Below are 5,392 nucleotides of genomic sequence, written 5' to 3' on the forward strand. Positions count from 1 at the left end.
AGAGTTTGATCCTGGCTCAGGACGAACGCTGGCGGCGTGCTTAACACATGCAAGTCGAACGGAAAGGCCCCTTCGTGGGTACTCGAGTGGCGAACGGGTGAGTAACACGTGGGTGATCTGCCCCAAACTCTGGGATAAGCCTGGGAAACTGGGTCTAATACTGGATATGACCTTCTGCTTCATGGTGGTTGGTGGAAAGCTTTTGCGGTTTGGGATGGGCCCGCGGCCTATCAGCTTGTTGGTGGGGTAATGGCCTACCAAGGCGACGACGGGTAGCCGACCTGAGAGGGTGATCGGCCACACTGGGACTGAGACACGGCCCAGACTCCTACGGGAGGCAGCAGTGGGGAATATTGCACAATGGGCGCAAGCCTGATGCAGCGACGCCGCGTGAGGGATGACGGCCTTCGGGTTGTAAACCTCTTTCGGCAGGGACGAAGCGCAAGTGACGGTACCTGCAGAAGAAGCACCGGCCAACTACGTGCCAGCAGCCGCGGTAATACGTAGGGTGCGAGCGTTGTCCGGAATTACTGGGCGTAAAGAGCTCGTAGGCGGTTTGTCGCGTCGTCTGTGAAATTCTGCAACTCAATTGCAGGCGTGCAGGCGATACGGGCAGACTTGAGTACTACAGGGGAGACTGGAATTCCTGGTGTAGCGGTGAAATGCGCAGATATCAGGAGGAACACCGGTGGCGAAGGCGGGTCTCTGGGTAGTAACTGACGCTGAGGAGCGAAAGCGTGGGGAGCGAACAGGATTAGATACCCTGGTAGTCCACGCCGTAAACGGTGGGTACTAGGTGTGGGGCTCATTTCACGAGTTCCGTGCCGTAGCTAACGCATTAAGTACCCCGCCTGGGGAGTACGGCCGCAAGGCTAAAACTCAAAGGAATTGACGGGGGCCCGCACAAGCGGCGGAGCATGTGGATTAATTCGATGCAACGCGAAGAACCTTACCTGGGTTTGACATACACCAGACGTATGTAGAGATACATATTCCCTTGTGGTTGGTGTACAGGTGGTGCATGGCTGTCGTCAGCTCGTGTCGTGAGATGTTGGGTTAAGTCCCGCAACGAGCGCAACCCTTGTCCTGTATTGCCAGCACGTAATGGTGGGGACTTGCAGGAGACTGCCGGGGTCAACTCGGAGGAAGGTGGGGATGACGTCAAGTCATCATGCCCCTTATGTCCAGGGCTTCACACATGCTACAATGGCGCGTACAGAGGGCTGCGAGACCGTGAGGTGGAGCGAATCCCTTAAAGCGCGTCTCAGTTCGGATTGGGGTCTGCAACTCGACCCCATGAAGTCGGAGTCGCTAGTAATCGCAGATCAGCAACGCTGCGGTGAATACGTTCCCGGGCCTTGTACACACCGCCCGTCACGTCATGAAAGTCGGTAACACCCGAAGCCGGTGGCCTAACCCCTCGGGGAGGGAGCCGTCGAAGGTGGGATCGGCGATTGGGACGAAGTCGTAACAAGGTAGCCGTACCGGAAGGTGCGGCTGGATCACCTCCTTTCTAAGGAGCAGACAACACCCAACGCGTCATCCGAATGTGATGATGGTTGGTGTTTGTTCATGGGTGAAACACAAGACGCCACCGCGTATATGGCTGGGTCGACCCACAGAGTGGTCGGCGTGGCTGGTGGTAGTCATGCGGGTGACTGCATGGCTGCTTTTTGCACACTATCGGGGTTCTGAGAGAACACACCGGCCGGCAGTTGATTCTGTCGGTTGTTGTTCTTTCTAGACTGCTTGCTGACTTTCCGCCTGCTTGTTGGGTGTGGGGGTGGGTGGGTGTGTGTTGTTTGAGAAGTGGATAGTGGATGCGAGCATCTTGACACGTGTCAGGGTGTTTTGTATTGCAATTTCAAAATGTATGTTGAATTGAAATGTGATGTCCACATTCGTTCCAGAACGTTTCTGCCACTGTCGTGGCGGGGGTTGTGGGGTGTTTGTGGGTGTTGTTGTAAGTGTTTTAGGGCGTTCGGTGGATGCCTTGGTACCAGGAGCCGATGAAGGACGTGGTAGGCCGCGATAGTCCTCGGGGAGTTGTCAAACGAGCTGTGATCCGAGGGTGTCCGAATGGGGAAACCCAGCACGAGTTATGTCGTGTTACCCACTTCTGAATGTATAGGGAGTGTGGAGGGAACGTGGGGAAGTGAAACATCTCAGTACCCACAGGAAGAGAAAACAATAGTGATTCCGTGAGTAGTGGCGAGCGAAAGCGGATGGGGCTAAACTGCGCGTATGTGATACCCGGCAGGGGTTGTGCGTGTGGGGTTGTGGGAGCATCATGTCATCGTCTGCCGGCGGTGAGGTCAGTAAGAAAATCATGGGTTAGGTGAAGTGGCCTGGAATGGTCTGCCGTAGGGGGTGAGAGTCCCGTAACCGAAAACTTGTGGTCTGGCTTTGGTGTTTCCCAAGTAGCAGCGGGCTCGTGGAATCTGCTGTGAATCTGCCGGGACCACCCGGTAAGCCTAAATACTCTCTGGTGACCGATAGCGGACTAGTACCGTGAGGGAAAGGTGAAAAGTACCCCGGGAGGGGAGTGAAATAGTACCTGAAACCGGACGCTTACAATCCGTCAGAGCCTTCCCTTGTGGTGGGGTGATGGCGTGCCTTTTGAAGAATGAGCCTGCGAGTTAGTGCTCAGTGGCAAGGTTAACCCGTGTGGGGTAGCCGTAGCGAAAGCGAGTCTGAATAGGGCGCCCATAGTCGCTGGGTCTAGACCCGAAGCGGAGTGATCTACCCATGGCCAGGGTGAAGCAGAGGTAAGACTTTGTGGAGGCCCGAACCCACTTCAGTTGAAAATGGAGGGGATGAGTTGTGGGTAGGGGTGAAAGGCCAATCAAACTCCGTGATAGCTGGTTCTCCCCGAAATGCATTTAGGTGCAGCGTCACGTGTTTCTTACTGGAGGTAGAGCTACTGGATGGCCGATGGGCCCTACAAGGTTACTGACGTCAGCCAAACTCCGAATGCCGGTAAGTGAGAGCGTGGCAGTGAGACTGCGGGGGATAAGCTTCGTAGTCGAGAGGGAAACAGCCCAGATCGCCGGCTAAGGCCCCTAAGCGTGTACTAAGTGGAAAAGGATGTGGGGTCGCGAAGACAACCAGGAGGTTGGCTTAGAAGCAGCCACCCTTGAAAGAGTGCGTAATAGCTCACTGGTCAAGTGATCCTGCGCCGACAATGTAGCGGGGCTCAAGTACACCGCCGAAGCCGCGGCACTCACACATGTACATCGGCGACCCCTTTTGGGGGGTTGTCTAGTGGTGTGGGTGGGTAGGGGAGCGTCCTGCATCCGTGGAAGCCGCAGAGTGATCTAGTGGTGGAGGGTGTGGGAGTGAGAATGCAGGCATGAGTAGCGAAAGACAAGTGAGAAACTTGTCCGCCGAATGACCAAGGGTTCCTGGGCCAGGTTAATCCGCCCAGGGTGAGTCGGGACCTAAGGCGAGGCCGACAGGCGTAGTCGATGGACAACGGGTTGATATTCCCGTACCCGTGTATCCGCGCCCAGTGGCGAATCATCTGTACTAACCATCCAAAAGCATTGTTTCGACCTTTCGGGGTTGTCTCGGTGTGGCTGCGTGGGACCTTGGGTGTAGTAGTCAAGCGATGGGGTGACGCAGGAAGGTAGCTGGGCCAGTTAGTGGTTGTACTGGTGTAAGCCTGTAGGGAGTGACATAGGCAAATCCGTGTCACATGTGTCCTGAGAGGTGATGCGTAGCCGTTTTGGTGAATTCAGTGATCCTATGCTGCCGAGAAAAGCCTCTAGTGAGTTGGTGCACGGCCCGTACCCCAAACCGACACAGGTGGTCAGGTAGAGAATACTAAGGCGATCGAGATAACTGTGGTTAAGGAACTCGGCAAATTACCCCCGTAACTTCGGGAGAAGGGGGGCCATGGCTGGTGATGAGTCTTGCACTCTGAGCTGGTTGTGGTCGCAGAGACCAGAGAGAAGCGACTGTTTACTAAAAACACAGGTCCGTGCGAAGTCGTAAGACGATGTATACGGACTGACGCCTGCCCGGTGCTGGAAGGTTAAGAGGACCGGTTAGTGGACTTGTTCCGCGAAGCTGAGAATTTAAGCCCCAGTAAACGGCGGTGGTAACTATAACCATCCTAAGGTAGCGAAATTCCTTGTCGGGTAAGTTCCGACCTGCACGAATGGCGTAACGACTTCTCTGCTGTCTCAACCACAGACTCGGCGAAATTGCAGTACGAGTAAAGATGCTCGTTTCGCGCGGCAGGACGAAAAGACCCCGGGACCTTCACTATAGCTTGGTATTGGTGTTCGGTACGGTTTGTGTAGGATAGGTGGGAGACTGTGAAGCTGGCACGCTAGTGTTGGTGGAGTCGTTGTTGAAATACCACTCTGATCGTATTGGGCTTCTAACCTCGGACCCTGATCGGGTTCAGGGACAGTGCCTGGTGGGTAGTTTAACTGGGGCGGTTGCCTCCTAAAATGTAACGGAGGCGCCCAAAGGTTCCCTCAGCCTGGATGGCAATCAGGTGTTGAGTGTAAGTGCACAAGGGAGCTTGACTGTGAGACGTACATGTCGAGCAGGGACGAAAGTCGGGACTAGTGATCCGGCACCGGCAAGTGGAAGCGGTGTCGCTCAACGGATAAAAGGTACCCCGGGGATAACAGGCTGATCTTCCCCAAGAGTCCATATCGACGGGATGGTTTGGCACCTCGATGTCGGCTCGTCGCATCCTGGGGCTGGAGTAGGTCCCAAGGGTTGGGCTGTTCGCCCATTAAAGCGGCACGCGAGCTGGGTTTAGAACGTCGTGAGACAGTTCGGTCTCTATCCGCCGCGCGCGATTAGAAACTTGAGGAAACCTGTCCCTAGTACGAGAGGACCGGGACGGACGAACCTCTGGTGTGCCAGTTGTTCCGCCAGGAGCACTGCTGGTTAGCTACGTTCGGAAGGGATAACCGCTGAAAGCATCTAAGCGGGAAGCCTGTTCCAAGATGAGGTTTCTCACCACCCTTCGGGTGGGTAAGGCCCCCTACAGACTATGGGGTTGATAGGCCAGAACTGTAAGCATAGTAATGTGTTCAGGTGACTGGTACTAATAGGCCGAGGACTTACTAACAACACTCACACGCATTCGTGACACACGTTTTGTGTCTGTGATGGTCGCATCCACTATCTACTTCTGAAACAACACACGACTGTGATCCCTTCTAGGGGTTGTGGTTGGTGATAGTTTCATATTGTTTCGGTGGCTATAGCGGAGGGGAAACGCCCGGCCCCATTCCGAACCCGGAAGCTAAGCCCTCCAGCGCCGATGGTACTGCACTTTAGTCAGTGTGGGAGAGTAGGACACCGCCGAACTCAACATTTATTCGAGCCCCTCAACCCTTGTGGTTGAGGGGCTCGAATACTGTCT

General features: G+C 55.1%; 3 rRNA genes. All 3 read left to right on the plus strand.

Going from position 1 to position 5,392, the window contains the following annotated elements:
• Positions 1 to 1,513 (plus strand): 16S ribosomal RNA (locus tag GM1_RS16215); the annotation flags it as partial.
• A gap of 448 nt (positions 1,514 to 1,961) precedes the next feature.
• Positions 1,962 to 5,095, plus strand: a 23S ribosomal RNA gene (locus GM1_RS16220).
• Between the two features lie 125 nt (positions 5,096 to 5,220).
• A 5S ribosomal RNA gene (gene rrf, locus GM1_RS16225) occupies positions 5,221 to 5,337 on the plus strand.
• Positions 5,338 to 5,392 lie beyond the last annotated feature (55 nt).

Source organism: Gordonia malaquae NBRC 108250 (assembly GCF_000344135.1).
Taxonomy (GTDB): Bacteria; Actinomycetota; Actinomycetes; order Mycobacteriales; family Mycobacteriaceae; genus Gordonia; species Gordonia malaquae.